11 protein-coding genes and 1 riboswitch are annotated in these 14,599 nt (G+C 45.7%); all 11 genes read left to right on the forward strand.

The annotated features are described in order from the left end of the window. Nucleotide 1 precedes the first annotated feature (1 nt). The 11 genes from MKX34_RS04735 (at nucleotide 2) to MKX34_RS04785 (ending at nucleotide 14,498) form a co-directional block, all read left to right on the forward strand. Complete coding sequence (locus tag MKX34_RS04735) at nucleotides 2-1,348, forward strand: O-antigen ligase family protein (RefSeq protein WP_036676609.1); 1,347 nt, start codon at nucleotides 2-4, stop codon at nucleotides 1,346-1,348. After that, nucleotides 1,345-2,118, forward strand: a complete 774-nt coding sequence (locus MKX34_RS04740) for a WecB/TagA/CpsF family glycosyltransferase (RefSeq protein ID WP_036676606.1) — start codon at nucleotides 1,345-1,347, stop codon at nucleotides 2,116-2,118. Before MKX34_RS04735 ends, MKX34_RS04740 begins: the two co-directional genes overlap by 4 nt. Next, the gene (locus MKX34_RS04745) at nucleotides 2,115-3,593 is read left to right on the forward strand and encodes an O-antigen ligase family protein (RefSeq protein ID WP_036676604.1); all 1,479 of its coding nucleotides are present in this window, start codon (nucleotides 2,115-2,117) and stop codon (nucleotides 3,591-3,593) included. The genes MKX34_RS04740 and MKX34_RS04745 overlap by 4 nt, the downstream gene beginning before the upstream one ends. Further along, nucleotides 3,559-4,944, forward strand: a complete 1,386-nt coding sequence (locus MKX34_RS04750) for an oligosaccharide flippase family protein (RefSeq protein ID WP_036676601.1) — start codon at nucleotides 3,559-3,561, stop codon at nucleotides 4,942-4,944. The genes MKX34_RS04745 and MKX34_RS04750 overlap by 35 nt, the downstream gene beginning before the upstream one ends. A 26-nt stretch (nucleotides 4,945-4,970) precedes the next feature. Beyond that, entirely contained in the window at nucleotides 4,971-5,828 is an 858-nt protein-coding gene (locus MKX34_RS04755) for a glycosyltransferase family 2 protein (protein WP_038568901.1), read from the forward strand. Then, entirely contained in the window at nucleotides 5,815-7,002 is a 1,188-nt protein-coding gene (locus tag MKX34_RS04760) for a glycosyltransferase family 4 protein (RefSeq protein WP_036676596.1), read from the forward strand. Before MKX34_RS04755 ends, MKX34_RS04760 begins: the two co-directional genes overlap by 14 nt. Continuing rightward, the gene (locus tag MKX34_RS04765; protein WP_076296152.1) at nucleotides 7,002-8,141 is read left to right on the forward strand and encodes a glycosyltransferase family 4 protein; all 1,140 of its coding nucleotides are present in this window, start codon (nucleotides 7,002-7,004) and stop codon (nucleotides 8,139-8,141) included. Before MKX34_RS04760 ends, MKX34_RS04765 begins: the two co-directional genes overlap by 1 nt. A 61-nt stretch (nucleotides 8,142-8,202) precedes the next feature. Then, a complete protein-coding gene (locus MKX34_RS04770) occupies nucleotides 8,203-9,303 on the forward strand; it encodes a glycosyltransferase (protein WP_036676592.1) in 1,101 nt (366 codons plus the stop codon). A 4-nt stretch (nucleotides 9,304-9,307) separates the two neighbouring features. Further along, entirely contained in the window at nucleotides 9,308-10,648 is a 1,341-nt protein-coding gene (locus MKX34_RS04775; protein ID WP_076296153.1) for a UDP-glucose/GDP-mannose dehydrogenase family protein, read from the forward strand. A 697-nt stretch (nucleotides 10,649-11,345) separates the two neighbouring features. After that, nucleotides 11,346-12,719: a sugar phosphate nucleotidyltransferase gene (locus MKX34_RS04780; protein WP_036676586.1), complete on the forward strand. Its 1,374-nt coding sequence runs from the start codon at nucleotides 11,346-11,348 to the stop codon at nucleotides 12,717-12,719. 136 nt (nucleotides 12,720-12,855) lie between these two features. After that, nucleotides 12,856-12,935, forward strand: a riboswitch (cyclic di-GMP riboswitch). A 12-nt stretch (nucleotides 12,936-12,947) separates the two neighbouring features. Beyond that, entirely contained in the window at nucleotides 12,948-14,498 is a 1,551-nt protein-coding gene (locus MKX34_RS04785; protein WP_081382474.1) for a glycosyl hydrolase, read from the forward strand. The last annotated feature ends 101 nt before the right edge of the window (nucleotides 14,499-14,599 follow it).

Below are 14,599 nucleotides of genomic sequence, written 5' to 3' on the forward strand. Positions count from 1 at the left end.
CATGACAAATTTTGAGTGGGGCTCCAAATTAAATGTTTTGCCATACGGGATGCTCTATCTCATGTCGGCCCTGTTCTTTGGAACGGCGGTCATCTACCAGCCGATGATTGCGATAGCTGCCGTGCTTCTGATTATTTTGCTGGGAATCTCGATTTCACGGCCTGAACTGATCAGTTATTTCGTTCTAATCACAACGGCAATATCGATTAACTTTTTATATGATGGCAGCATGTTCGGAATGGAGATACTGTCCCTTTATAAATTGGTTATCGTGATGCTGCTTGTTCCTTGTATTCTGGTCAATGGCTTGCGGTTTCGTCTGAGTCACCCCTTGTGGGCAATGGTGGCGCTGCTGGTGATTACCTTTGGATCTTCGATCTGGCTGCCGGAAATGACCTCATCCATTGCAGTTAAAGCTTTTATCGGTCTATCCATTCCATTCGTATTTTTATTAATCAACTGGAAAAAGAATGTAGCCGAGCTGCAAATCAAAATTATCTGTATGCTTCCTCTTGTTAGTGTAGTGGTTGGTTTGTTGCTGCAGCTTGCGCATGTTCATAATTTTCTCAACATCGAGTATACAGGCGCTGTACGGATTCAGGGGGCTAATATTCCTGCGCATCTAGCGATGCTGGCCTTTATGGGAGTAGCGATTCCATTTATTGAGGTGAAGCGGAATCCGCAGCAAGCACGCTTTTTCTATATTATGTTAGTTCTGAATTTCTTTATCTTGATTGGAACAGGAACAAGAGGGCCTATCTTGGCACTTGGACTTACCGTTCTCTACTACTTCTATGATATTCTTCGCCAATATTTGAAGGGCAGAACCTATCTGCTAATTCCGTTGATGGGTGCATTTTTCCTGATTATGGTCGCTGTTTTCTGGCAGCTTGATAATTTTGAGAAACGTTCCTTTGAGAGACAGACAGATACGGCTGTTGATTTATCAGGAAGGTCGGAGGCATGGGAGTATTTCTTAAATAAGGCTGCGGACTCTCCTTGGTCTGGTAGAGGGCTTGGAGCAGTGACGGTAGCAAATGATGGAACGTTGTATAAGGGTTTTGTAGTTCCGCACAACGAGTATATCCGCTTTTACTTCGATGGGGGATATATTGGCGCTATTCTGTTGATGTTCTCTTTATTGGCTGTATTTATTCTGGTGTACAGAGCATTGGCTCCGCCGATCAAACCTTATTATCTGTTATTTATTGCAGCGTTTTTAATCTACTCATTCTCCGATAACACGCTGTCGACGGTCCAATTTATTATTCCGTTCTGTTGGTACCTGAACTGCCTGTATCGATCTTCACAGCCAACCGATTCCCCACAAAAAGAAGTGATACGATGAGTCAAGTGAATATGTTCGATGTCAATTTTGATAACTATGATTTCATGGATTTGCTTGATTACATTGATAAAACCATTCAGGAGAGGAATCAGTCTTATATTCTCACTTGTAATGTAGATCATGTGATCAAGCTTCGTAAGGATAAAGAATTTCAAACGGTATATTCGAAGGCAGGCGCAGTTGTTGCTGACGGAATGCCACTGATCTGGGCATCCAAAATGCTAGGTAAACCGCTTAAGCAGAAGGTATCCGGCGCGGATCTATTTAATCGATTGGGCAACGCCTTTGAGCAAAGGAAGTACCGGCTGTTCTTCTTAGGCTCAGCTGAAGGCGTGGCGGAACGGGCAGCAATGAATTTGAAAACAGCGCATCCCGGAATAAATGTGGTTGGCTGTTATTCTCCATCCTATGGATTCGAGCACAATGAGGAGGAGAATGAACGCATTATAGAAATGCTGACAGAGTGCCAGCCAGATATCGTGTTTGTTGGTGTAGGAGCGCCTAAGCAGGAAAAGTGGATTTATCGCCACTATACCTCTTATCAAGCTCCGATATCGATCGGAGTGGGAGCGACCTTTGATTTTCTGTCAGGCTCAGTGAAACGAGCACCTAGCTTCATGCAAAAAACAGGGTTCGAATGGTTCTGGCGGCTTAGCCAGGAGCCGGGCCGGCTCTGGAAAAGATATCTTGTGGACGATGCACAATTTCTACTTTTATTACTTAAGGAACTGCGTAAGCGGGATAAGGTGAAGGAAGGAGGCTTGGAATGAGTGTATTTACGCCCCCATCACTTAGGTTCATCAAGACAGCTGGATTAATAGGGGGGACTGCTGCTGTAGGTGTCTCTCTTCCGCTGATCATTGGCTTCTCCAGTGCGATGCTGAGTTCATCGAACAGTCTGCAGGGAGCCATTCTCTCAGCCATCCTATTCCCGGCTTTCTTGTTAGCCATACTTAGACCGAAAATGCTGGTTGCTTATACCTTGCTAATCTGGGCCGTAGCTCCAGAGCTGCGCCGCATTGCTGACTGGTCAGAAGGAGTTTATCACTCTGTATCCTTGCTGAGCTTAGCTCCCTTGTTAACCGGTGTAACCTTGATCATTCCGCTGCTGAAGGAGATTCATAATATTCAAAAAGCCTCCACGCGGATCATGTTAATGTTCGCAGTTGCGCTGGGTTATGGTGCTTTAATCGGTTTGGCTAAGAATGGCATGGGCTCAGTTTATGACTTAGCGAATTATATTGTGCCACTGCTGTTATTGCCGTACTTTGCCGTCACGAAGTTCAAGCCGAAGGATATCGATCGATTGCTTACTGCTTTTGCCAATATTGCAGTCCTAGTTGCCATTTATGGGATTGTTCAGTATTTGACAGTGCCACCTTGGGATGTGTTCTGGATGAAACATGCGGACATGATGTCCATCGGAAATCCATATCCATTGGAAATCCGAGTGTTCTCTACGCTGAATTCGCCCGGACCGGCAGCAACATTCTTAGCGTTTGCTTTAGTTCCGATGATACTGGAGAAAAAATGGCGGGGAACATTGCGCTGGATCGGCGTTCTGCTAGTTGTAATTTGCCTGCTGACTACTTTAGTACGTGCGGCATGGCTGATACTTCTGGTGATGCTGCTCATGTACATTGGAACCTCTCCTTCTAAGGGAAAGTGGAAAACCTTGATCCAATTAGTTTTTGTGGCTGCTGCGTTGTTCTGGGTTGTGCCGAAATTGCCTGGCGCCGAAGGACTGGTTGCTCGGGTAGAGACACTATCTTCTGTTCAGGAAGATCACTCTTATAATGAACGGCTAAGCTTATGGCAAAACATGCTGCCGATGGTCGCTGCCAATCCAGTAGGTCAGGGAATTGGTAGTGTAGGCCAAGGGACTAAGCTTGGTAATGACGGCGAGCTTGGAGAGTACGGAATTATGGATAACGGAGTTATCGCTTTACTGCTTACCTTTGGTGTTCTGGGTGCTGTTTTCTTCTTCGGAGCTTTAGGCGCAGTTGTCAAACAGATATTCGCTAGAGTAATCAGCAGGGACCAATTGCAGCCCTACGCCCGACTTGCGTTAGCTACTTGGACCGGTGCGATTGTCAGTCTAGTTTCAGATAATGGGTTTCCCGGACTCAAGGGATACTTAATCTGGATGCTGATCGGTCTTGGCCTCAGCGCAAGGGAGATTACTCAAAGTAGAAGGAAGGGAACACCGTATGCAGCAGTTGAATGCAAAATCTCTCCCCGCTAGAACAATCTGGTCATCTTTTAGACTGTTCGCCAAGAGCAAGGACAACAGCTCGGCAGCCGTAAAAACTATGTTTGTCAGTGTCATGATCCTATTGATTAACATGTTAACTGGTGTACTGACCGCCCGTTATCTTGGACCGACAGGTCGTGGGGAACAGACGGCGATGATTAACTGGTCACAGTTTCTGGCGTTTAGCATGAGCTTTGGCATTCCTTCAGCTCTCATCTATAACGCTAAGAAAAACCCGGAGGATGCCGGAGTGCTTTATCGTATGGCGTTGCTGCTCGGTACCATTTTTGGGGTCATAGCGATGATTATAGGTATCGTGGTCTTACCTTATTGGCTGAAGTCATTCAGTCCGGAGGTCGTGACCTTTGCTCAGTGGTCTATGATTCTGTGTCCGATTATAGCGATCTCTCAAATTAACAATGCAGCTTTTCAATTCAGAGGAGAATACAAGAGATTTAATTGGATTCGCTATCTAGTGCCATTGCTTACACTGACTATGATCGGGATATTGATCGCGCTGGATCAGATGAATCCTTTTACAACTGCAGTTGCCTATCTCCTTCCGGGGGCGCCGCTGTTTATCGGAATGACGATTTCCTTGCTTCGCACCTATAAGGTGAAGATGAGAGGGGCCTATCAGAATTTAAAAAGATTGTTCACTTACGGGCTGGGTTCCTACGGCAATGACTTGCTTGGCAATTTCTCTACCTATATCGATCAGATCGTAATTGCCGGTTTGTTAAGACCTGCTGATTTGGGACTGTATGTAGTGGCTGTGAGTCTATCGCGGATGGTTAATTTTTTCTCAAGTTCGATTACGATCGTCTTGTTTCCTAAGGCTTCTGAGCTGTCAAAAGAACAGGCAGTTGAGTTAACATTCAAAGCCTTTCGAATAAGTACGACCTTCACCATGCTTGGCGGAGTAGTTCTGATGCTCTTAGCCCCTTTAGTAATTCCGTTGATGTACGGCAAAGACTTCAATGCGGCATTAACCGTGTTTCGTTTGTTGCTCCTTGAAGTGACTATTAGCGGGGGGACGATCATTCTGGCGCAGGCCTTTATGGCGCTAGGCAAGCCGAAAATTGTTTCGATGCTTCAAGGTTTTGGCTTACTCTTGGTTATCCCAATGTTGTTCCTGCTCATCCCTAAATTTGGCTTACTCGGAGCAGGGATAGCGATGTTGTCATCAGCAATCCTGCGATTTTTCTTCATTGTTCTCAATATAAAGTACACCTTAAAAGTTAAACTTCCGCGGCTGCTTATTACCCGCGAGGACATTCAGTGGATGAAGACGACGATGAATTCTTACATTCGCAAGAAACCTATGGATATGAATGGATAATGCGAAAGATAAAGGAGGAAACCTTCATGGATTCAGTAAAAAGCGTGGTAGGCGGCCAAGGCAATTATCCAATATCGGCTGTCATCATCGCTCAGGATGACGAAGTTCGAATATCTAAGGCCATACAATCCTGCAGGTTATTCGCCGACGAGGTGGTTGTGATTGACGGAGGCAGCAAAGACGGTACAGTACAGCTTTCTGAAAGCTTGAATTGTCGAGTATACGTCAACCCTTGGCCCGGATATGCGAAACAGAGGGAGTTCGGAGTAGAACGCGCGGTTCATGATTGGGTCTTCCTTATTGATACTGACGAAGTGGTCAGCGACGAGTTGGCCGCAAGTATTCTTGAACTGAAACCGGGGCTTATGGATCAATCGGTTGCCTATTCTATCTACCGGATCGGTGATTTTATGGGCAGATGGCTGGATCGTGGCGAATATCTAGTGCGCCTATACAACCGCAAAGCATATGGAATTCGAAATAGCTTGGTGCACGAGATGCCCGAGGTCTCAGAAGAGCGAACCATACGTTTGACAGGAACCCTCTGGCATTATGGTTACCGCAGTATTAACGATCATGTGGCACGTTTCAATAAGTATACTGACTTGGAAGCTGAAAGTGCGTATGCCAAGGGCAAACGATTTCGGGTCAGTCATCTGCTGTTAAGACCACCAGCCCGTTTCCTGCAAAAGTATTTCTTACATGGGTTGTTCAAGAAGGGAATGTCAGGCTTCGGTGTATCCGTATTCTGGGTCATGTATGAATTCATGGTCGGCTTCAAGCATTACGAATTAATTAGATCGGGAAAGCTGACTCAGCACAATGCGAAGACGAGTCAGACCGAGAAGGAGAATAAAGGAGAGAGAAGCTATGCCGTACAGTGACGGATTGAACATTATGACGACAGGCCTTAGCTGGCCGTCGCTACAGCCGGGTGGGCTTAACACGTATTTCAAATCCGTTTGCGAGCAACTCTCCTCACGTAATCGGGTGCATGCGCTGATTTGCAGTCAAGAGACGCCTGCTACCCCTGAGGAATTGATTATTCACAATGCCGGAGATCCAAAAGATGGGATCTGGAAACGTAAGGATGCTTTCCAGCGTAAGGCGGCCGATCTGATGGGAGAGGGCAGTGGCCGTATAGATATTTTATACACTCACTTTGCTCCTTATGGTATTGGTCCAGCCTTGGAAGCAAAGAAACGTGGGATTCCTGTAGTGATGACTTTTCATGGCCCATGGAATGAAGAAATGAAAATCGAAGGTCAAGGCATTAAGCACCGGGTCAAAACAACCATCGCCAAATCCATTGAACATAGAGCCTATAAGCTAGCGGATAAGTTCATCGTGCTTAGTGAGACGTTCCGCGATATTCTCCATAAGCTGCACGGAGTGCCACTACACAAAATTATTGTGATTCCAGGCGCAGCTAATGTGGAACGTTTTATCCCCGCTACGAATCGATTGGCGATTCGCCGGACCTTGAATTTACCTGAGGGAGCAACAACCGTGCTGACTGTCCGGCGTTTGGTCAATCGGATGGGACTACTCCAGCTGCTTGAAGCCTGGAAGCAAGTTGCGGAGCGATTCCCAAATGCAATTCTGCTGATTGGTGGTAAAGGGCCGTTGCGGGGGGAACTGGAAGAAAAGATCGCCGACTATGGCTTAAGCAACAAGGTAAGGCTGCTAGGCTACATTCCTGATCATGAACTAGCCTCTTATTATCAGGCAGCGGACATGTTCGTGGTTCCCTCACAGGCATTGGAGGGCTTTGGATTGATTACCGTTGAAGCCTTATCTTCAGGATTGCCAGTGATGGCTACACCGATTGGCGGCAATAAGGAGATTTTGCAAGGCTTCCGGCCGGAATTGCTATTTAAGAGTTCAAGTAGCGACCACATGGCCGAAGGCATGATCCATATGCTTAGCAATCGAAAGCTGCTTCCGAGCCGTGATGAATGTAGAGAGCATGTACTAGAGAGATATACTTGGGAGCATGTTACGGATCAAGTAGAATCCGTGTTCCTACAAGCCTTAGGAGAGGAGGTGACCACGTAATGCTTAGAGTGGCCTATATAGATCACACTGCTAAATGGAGTGGTGGAGAAGTTGCCCTGTTTAACATCCTTACCCATATTGGAGAACAGATCGATCCACTGGTAATTCTGGCTGAGGATGGTGCGCTGGCTGAACGGCTACGTGAAAATGGGATGGATGTCCGTATTATTCCGCTGGATGAGAGCATCAGAAGTCGTGGTAGAAATGCAGTCAACTTGGGAGCACCTGCTGCAGCCTTCAAGCTGTTGGCTTATGGCCGCAAGCTTGCGCCGCTCTTAAAAGCGGAGAAGGTAGATTGCGTGCACACCAATTCCCTGAAATCTGCATTATACGGAGCCATCGCTGCAAAAATAGCAGGCGTTCCATTGATCTGGCATATCCGGGATCATATTGGAGCCCCTTATTTAAAGCCTATCGTTGCCAAAGGAATTCGTTTGCTGTCGCGACTGCTCCCAAATGGAGTCATCGCGAATTCACATTCTACGCTGAATGCTTTGGAGCTGCCGCGTTCCAAAAAAACGCTGGTCGTATACTCCGCTTTCGCTAAAGCGATTGGTAATGGGATCGGCATGCGGGACCAGAAGAATTTTAACGTACTGCTAGTTGGTCGATTGGCGCATTGGAAAGGTCAGCATATTGTGCTGGAAGCCGCAAAAAGCTTTAAGAACGAACCTCGTGTGAAGTTCTGGCTGGCCGGAGACGCTCTGTTTGGAGAAGAGGCTTATAAGCAGGAATTGCTGCAAAAGATAAAAAACGACGAGCTTACTAATGTAAGCATGCTAGGGCATGTGGATGATATTCAAGGCCTTATGAATACTGCTGATTTACTGATTCACACTTCGGTAACTCCTGAGCCTTTTGGCCAAGTTATCGTTGAAGGAATGGCAGCGGGATTACCGGTGATCGCCTCCAATGAAGGCGGGCCGGTAGAAATTGTAGTTCAAGGTGAGACAGGATTACTGATAGAGCCTGGTGACGCGGCTATACTGGCAGACTCCATTAAATGGATGCTGGATCACCCAGAGGAAAGACGGCGGATGGCGGACAATGGGATGAAACGAGTGAAAGAGCATTTTGTTATCGAGAATACGGTCAAGGACATCGTTGACTACTATAAAGGTTTGTTGGCGGGCACCTGACAGATGATATGACGCGGTAATTCTGAAGATGATGCTCCATAAAACTTTGAGGATGATTCACATGAAAATTGCGATAGCGCACGATTACTTAATCCAAATGGGCGGCGCGGAAAGAGTGGTGGAAGTCTTTCATCACATGTATCCCGAGGCTCCAATCTACACAACGGTTTTTAACGGAAGCCGCCTTACTGACAATCTCAAAGATGCGGATATCCGTGCCTCCTGGCTGCAAAAGATTCCGGGAGTAAAGACCAATTTTAAAGGGGTGCTGCCACTTTATCCAATGGCCATCCGTGATTTGGACTTTCGCGGTTTCGATATCGTCCTGAGTTCCAGCAGTGCTTTTATGAAAAGTATTCAGGTTCCTAAACATACGTTTCATCTTTGTTACTGCCATACGCCTATGCGCTTCGCATGGGACTATGACACCTATATGGAACGTCAGTCGAATTCCGGGCTGTTCAAGAAAATGCTTAAGGTATACATGCAGCAGCTTAAAACGTGGGACCAACGGACTTCCAAAAATGTGAATCAGTTCGTAGCCAATTCTTCAGTAGTGAAGACGAGGATTCAGAATTATTATCACCGGGATGCAGATGTCATATTTCCACCGATTAATACAGCCCGGTTTACAAGCTCTTCTACCATTGGCGACTATTATTTAATTGTCTCCCGGCTTGTTTCCTACAAGCGGATTGATCTGGCGGTAGAGGCTTTCAATCGTAACGGTCTTAAGCTTTATATCGTAGGGGATGGACCGGATCGCAAGCGCCTCGAAGGCATGGCTAAGGATAATGTATCGTTTCTGGGCCGGCTAGAAGATGAGCAAGTGACTGGAATGATGGCACAGTGTCGAGCATTTATTTTTCCAGGAGAAGAGGACTTTGGAATTACACCGCTGGAAGCGAACGCTGCAGGAAGACCGGTAATTGCTTATCAAGCAGGTGGCGCACTAGATACTATTATTCCTTATGTAAATGGTGTGTTCTTTCAGCATCAAGAAGTGGAGGATCTACTTAAGGCTATTTATGAGGTAGAGTCTTACGCTTGGGATATCGATCAAATTATGGAGCATGCACGTAAATTCGATGAGCAGGCGTTTATGGTTAAGTTCAAGCAGTATGTTGAGCAGGCGTACGTCAATTTTCTAAAAGGAGGATGATTATATGAAGCTGACAGTAATCGGTACTGGGTATGTGGGTCTTGTATCTGGCGTGTGCTTTGCACTGGGCGGACATCATGTCATCTGTGTGGATAAGGACGAGGAAAAGATTAAGAAGCTGAAACAGATGGAATCGCCCATCTATGAGCCGGGAATCGAGGAACTGATTGAACTGAATCTTCGTGAGGAACGGTTATCTTTTTCTGCAGATCTTCAAGAGTCGGTGCGCCGTTCAGATATTATCATCCTTGCTGTAGGTACGCCATCACTGCCTAATGGTGAAGCAGACTTAACCTATATTGAGGGTGCAGCCGCTGAAATCGCTAAAGCGATGGAAGGGCACAAAATTATAATGACTAAATCTACAGTTCCAGTAGGGACAAATGAGAAAATCTCCAAAATGATCTCTAGCCATACCCATCATCCTTTTGATATCGTGTCTGCACCTGAGTTTTTACGTGAAGGCTCAGCGATTCGCGATACCCTCCATCCCGACAGAATTGTCATTGGTCTTGATAATCCAGAGCTGGAACCAACTATGCGCGAGCTTCATAAGGGTTTCACAGAAAATGTATTTGTAACAGATATACGCAGTGCTGAAATGATCAAATATGCTTCGAATGCATTTTTGGCCACGAAGATTTCCTTTATTAATGAGATCGCCAATATTTGTGAAAAAGTGGGAGCTGATGTAACCGAGGTAGCACAAGGAATGGGTATGGACCAAAGAATCGGGTCATCCTTCCTGCAGGCTGGCATCGGTTATGGAGGCTCCTGTTTCCCGAAAGACACTAATGCGCTCATTCAAATTGCGGGCAACGTCGATTACGAATTCAAATTATTGAAATCTGTAGTCGAAGTGAATAAGGGACAACGGTTTATGATCATCTCCAAGCTGCATGAATCACTTGGCAGCCTGCGCGGTTCGACGATTGGGATATGGGGGCTTGCCTTTAAGCCTAATACTGATGATGTCCGCGAAGCTCCCGCCAGAGAGATTGTTGAGGCACTGGTGGCTGAAGGGGCAACAGTCAAACTATATGATCCAATCGCAGCTACAAATTTCAGGCAGCAATATGATCATCCGCAGCTTCGCTGGTGCAATCTGCCTGAGGAAGCGGCTGAGGGCAGCGATGCCGTATGCCTCTTGACCGATTGGAGCCTACTCAAGGAGATTGATCTGCATCAGCTGGCGAAAAGCATGCGTAATGGGGTATTGATCGATGGACGCAACGTGTATTCCAAGGAGCAAATCGAGGGTACCGGCCTCGTTTATCATTCTGTCGGCCGCCCGCAGTTGGGCGGATTGAGCGGTTATTCTGCTAGTGTGGCTGGAGCGGTTTAATCTAAGTTATATTGATTGAACTTGTGATTTTTCTATTTAGGGATGAGCCGTGACTCCAGAGAATGTTTGGACTTCCAGCCGCTGTTGTCTGCAGATTTCCTGATTTTAACCGCTGATAGCGGTAGAAATCCGCAGACAAAGGCGGATGCTATTGCTCCTCCAGTTCCAAAATTCTCTTCCGCCACTTCGTTCCCTTATTTTAAGGTTCTAAGCAATTTATAAAGTTAGGTACTCTGATTATATACCGCAGTAGCAGTAGCATTTGTAGTTGTCATTGTCTCTGTCTCTGTGGTGGCAACTAGTCTTGCTCTTGTAGTTGCAGTTGTTCTTGCAGTTGCAGCTGCCTCCCCCGGAGCAGAAGCAAATCTTTAGAAAAACGTGCTCGCTTCCGGCTGGTATAGCCCGGTGCGCATGGATCATTGTTAAAAAGTAGTTGGTTAGGTTAAGAACGGAAAGGGAATTTGGAACTGTAGAAACGGAGTGTTCGCCTTTATCCTCGGATTTCTACCGCGAGAAGCGGTCCAATCAGGAAATCTGAGGATAACAGCGATCGGAAGTCCAAAATCCCTTGGAGTGGTTCATACCTAATAAATTTTTTAAAAAATGCATCCGCTCGAACTAGTGCTAAGCGGAAGCTATACGTTTTGATAACAATTCCATTATGCTCGATTTCCATAATTCAAGGAGGGTTCATTCTATGAAAATGGTACTTCTATCAGGCGGTTCAGGTAAACGGTTATGGCCGTTGTCCAACGACTCACGTTCAAAGCAATTTCTAAAGGTACTTGAAAGCCCTCAAGGTGAACCAGAATCCATGGTACAACGTGTCTGGAGACAGTTGGAGGAAGCAGGGATGGCAGAATCATCTTATCTGGCCACCGGCCGCGGCCAAGTAGAAATGATACAAAGCCAACTGGGAAGTCATGTGCCGATTATCGTTGAACCGGAGCGTCGGGATACTTTTCCGGCTATCGCCTTAACAGCTACCTATCTTTATTCAGTGGCAGGTGTTTCTCCAGCGGAGACGGTAGCAATATTGCCTGTTGACCCTTATGTAGAAGCATCCTTTTTCGATACCATAGCTATGCTTGAGGGGACCATGCTGGAAAGTGGAGCAAATCTGGCACTAATGGGTGTTGTTCCTGAACATGCCTCAGAGAAATACGGATATATTATTCCTACCACTGAAGAGGCGGGGGGGAATGGTTTTATGAAGGTGAGTCACTTTCAAGAGAAACCAGACCGCATACAAGCAGAACAGCTCATCGAGCAAAATGCATTGTGGAATTGCGGAGTGTTTGCCTTCCGTTTAGGGTACTTGTTAGATATTTTGCAGCGTAAAGGGTTGCCTTTAGGATATGAAGAATTGCAGAAGCAGTATAAGCTATTGTCTTCCATCAGCTTTGATTATGAAGTGGTGGAGAAAGAAGAACATATTGTGGTGCAGCCGTATGATGGATTCTGGAAGGATCTTGGAACGTGGAATACGCTGACAGAGGAAATGAGCAGCAAGCATGTAGGAAAAGGTTTTGTGACGGCGGATTCTGAGGGGACTTGCTTGATTAATGAGCTGGACATTCCGATTACGGTAATTGGTGCGAAGGATCTGATCATTGCAGCTAGCCCGGATGGAATTCTAGTTACCCATAAAGCTGAGAGCCCACGGATTAAAGAAGTGCTGAAGACCTTTGAACAGAGACCGATGTACGAGGAACGCCGCTGGGGCCATTACAAAGTTATTGATTATGTGAAATATGATGAAGGCAATGAAGTGCTGACCAAACGGATTTTTATATCCGAGGGGAATAATATCAGCTATCAATTACATCGCAAGCGTAGTGAAATTTGGACAATCGTCAGCGGCGAAGCAAGTATTGTGCTGAATGAGAAAAAACATAATGTGAAGGCTGGGGACGTGGTACGTATACCGGAAGGAACGAAACACGCGATCCTTGCTTTGACGGATGTTGAGTTTATAGAGGTACAGACGGGGTCTGAATTAGTAGAAGAAGATAACATTCGTATTACTTTAGACTGGAATGATATAGAACTACAACAATTCATTTCATAGGTCTAACCTATCTATTTAACCAATTCAAAATTTCTTGAAACAGGTAAATTGACTCAATTATCAAAAAAAGTCATAAAAACACTAAATATATCATTAATTGTCGTCGATACTTACGGTAAGAGAGATTATTTCTCTTAAATTGAAAAGGCAAACCTATCGAAAGGTAGGGACGCAAAGCTATAGGGCCTTCGAAAGAGTGGCAGCCTGGCTACCGAAAGGGAGATTATTTTGAAAGCTTACCGTACGTATCGATTGTTTGGTGCATTTCTGTCACTCGTCCTGTTTCTGACTGCACTTCCGCTTGCTGTTGGAATTTCGCCGTCTATTGTCATAGCTGCTTCAAATTCTGGAACGCCAGTTACCCCAGGTGCCTCACCTGAAGCCGTAAAGCTGCTTAACTATTTTTACTCGATCTCAGGAAAAGGCATTATTGCTGGTCAACATGACTATTTAGAAAGTCCAGATGAAATTAACAATATGCTGAAGGGAACCAGCGGACAATATGCGGCTCTTCACGGTTATGAAATGGGTGCGATCAGTGGTCAGTCCGAAGCAACGATGGCTTGGCAACGTCAAAATGTGGTGAACAGCGCCATCAACTGGAATAAAGCGGGCGGGATCGTAGCTATGACTTTTCATGCTAACCTGCCGGGCACCTCTTATGACTGGGATAATGTGAAAAAAACACTTAGCCAGAGTGAGTTCGATAGTTACGTTACACCGGGTACTAAGCAATATAATAATCTGATCGCTGAGCTTGATAAGGTGGCAGTCTCTTTAAAAAGCTTGCGTGATGCCAATGTTCCGGTGCTTTGGAGACCCTATCATGAAATGAACGGGAACTGGTTCTGGTGGGGGAAGAAAAATAACTTTTCTAAACTATGGAATATAATGTATGACCGTTTTGTTAACGTTCATAAATTAAATAATCTGTTATGGGTATGGAGTCCGAATGCTCCCAATGTTTGGTCAGATCCTTATGCGCTAACTTATCCAGGTGCTGATAAAGTAGATATTCTGGCAGCAGATATATACGAAAATGATTACCAGCAAAAATACTATGACAGCTTGTTGAGTCTAGCCGCAGGCAAACCGATTGCGATCGGGGAGAATGGTGAAATGCCTAATCTGGAGAAGCTTCAGCAATCGCAAAGTAAATGGACGTATATGATGAGCTGGGGAAAAATGCTTTACGAAAATAACAGTGCAGACACAATCAAAACATTTATGAATAGCAACTACACCCTGACCAGAGATAAATTAAATACTGGTCTGGCACCGACACCTAGCGCCGCACCAGCGCCGGCACCTTCCGAAGAAGAGGGGGAGGCAGCAATTCCTCTCGCGAAGGGGCTTGCAGGAGAGTATTACAACAACATGTTATTGTCGGGAGCGGCAACTCTTAACAGAACTGATGCAATAATCGATTTCAATTGGCGGCAAGGCTCGCCGGATGCCGCCCTCGGGATTGATCGTTTCTCCATACGTTGGAGCGGTAAAATTAAGCCGTTATATAATGAGCAATATACATTTTACACTACCTCAGATGATGGTATCCGTGTCTGGGTGAATGGGGAATCCGTGATTGATAGTTGGACTAAGCAAAGTGGTACTGAGCGTAAGGGCACTATAACGCTGAAGGCTGGTCGGCTATACGATATCAAGGTGGAGTATTACGAGAATGAAGGCGATGCGAGAGTCCGCTTGATGTGGGAAAGTGCTAGTCAAGCTAAAGAGACAGTTCCAGCAAGTGCACTTTTTCTTCCGGATGTCTCCTGATTGATGAAAATTAAAGGTCGATCCTTAGTGGCTCTGCGTTATTGCAGAGCTACTAAGCTATAGTCCTCATTAGGTCAGAAGACGATTGTCCGATAACAGGT

Source organism: Paenibacillus sp. FSL R5-0636 (genome assembly GCF_037974255.1).
Lineage (GTDB): Bacteria > Bacillota > Bacilli > Paenibacillales > Paenibacillaceae > Paenibacillus_AQ > Paenibacillus_AQ odorifer.